This is a genomic window from Embleya sp. NPDC127516, from assembly GCF_044765325.1.
Lineage (GTDB): Bacteria > Actinomycetota > Actinomycetes > Streptomycetales > Streptomycetaceae > Embleya.
Genome location: NZ_JBIWJT010000102.1, coordinates 1 through 1,489, shown reverse-complemented (window position 1 = coordinate 1,489; position 1,489 = coordinate 1). Strand labels below are relative to the sequence as shown.

Genomic DNA, 1,489 nt, shown 5'->3' with positions numbered 1-1,489 from the left:
CCGAGTATGGGTGTGGCCTGGCATCGGTTCCTGGCGTTCTTCAACATCTATTTCAAGCGTGATGCCGATGGTGGTGTCGCGTTGGGTGCGTTGGCGCCGATGCGTTCGGGTGGCGAGGTGATCGATTTCGAGGACCCGGCCGAGGACGCGGTGTTCGGGGTGTCGCAGATCGAGCATTTCACGTGGAAGGGTCTGTTGGACTTCTCCACGTGTACCGAGTGTGGTCGGTGCCAGTCGCAGTGTCCGGCGTGGAACACGGGCAAGCCGTTGTCGCCGAAGTTGTTGATCATGTCGTTGCGCGAGCACGCCTACGCCAAGGCCCCGTATCTGCTGGCGGGCGGGGGTCGGGACGAGGAGGGCAACGAGCGGGCCACCCCGGAGCAGTTGGCGAGGGTGCCCGCGTCCGCGCTGGCGGAGGCGGGGCGTCCGCTGGTGGGCACGGCGGAGGAGAACGGGGTGATCGACCCGGACGTGTTGTGGTCGTGCACCACGTGCGGGGCGTGTGTGGAGCAGTGCCCGGTGGACATCGAGCACGTGGACCACATCGTGGACATGCGCCGGTACCAGGTGTTGATCGAGAGCGCGTTCCCCTCCGAGGCGGCGACGATGCTCAAGGGCCTGGAGAACAAGGGCAACCCGTGGGGCGTGGCCACCAAGGCCCGCCTGGACTGGGTCAAGGAGCTGAGGAAGGCGACGGGGATCGAGGTCCCGATCGTCGGGCAGGACGTGGAACCCGCGGAGTTGGAGTACCTGTACTGGGTGGGTTGCGCGGGGGCGTTGGCGGACGGGCCGAAGAAGACCACGAAGGCGTTCGCGGAGCTGTTGCACATCGCGGGCGTGCGGTACGGGATCCTGGGCAAGGAGGAGTCCTGCACCGGGGACTCGGCGCGCCGGCTGGGCTCGGAGGTGGTCTTCCAGATGCTCGCGGCGCAGAACGTGGCGACGTTGAACGCGGCGTTGGAGGACGCCCCGCGCAAGCGGATCGTGACCACGTGTCCGCACTGCTTCAACACCCTCGCCAACGAGTATCCGCAGTTGGAGGGTCACTTCGAGGTGATCCACCACACGCAGTTGCTGCAGCACCTGCTCGACGAGGGCCGGCTGACGCCGGTGGAGCCGGTGGACGGCCTGGTCACCTACCACGACCCGTGCTACCTGGGCCGGCACAACAAGGTGTACACGCCGCCGCGGGAGATCATCGCCCGCGTGCCGGGGCTGCGCAACGAGGAGATGCACCGGCACAAGGAACGCGGTTTCTGCTGTGGTGCGGGCGGCGCGCGCATGTGGATGGAGGAACGCATCGGCAAGCGCATCAACAACGAGCGCATGGACGAGGCCCTCTCCCTGAAACCGGACATCGTCTCCACCGCCTGCCCGTTCTGCCTGGTGATGTTCACCGACTCGATCAACGCCAAGAAGCAGGCCGGCGACGCCAAGGAAGACCTCCAAGTCGTCGACGTCGCACAACTGCTCCTGCAATCGGTCAAAC

Annotated in this window: 1 protein-coding gene; it reads left to right on the top strand. The window is 66.4% G+C overall.

The features are described 5' to 3' along the window. Window positions 1-1,489, top strand: a 1,489-nt coding sequence (locus ACIRL2_RS51390; RefSeq protein ID WP_402242725.1) for a (Fe-S)-binding protein, incomplete at both ends; no start/stop codon positions are given.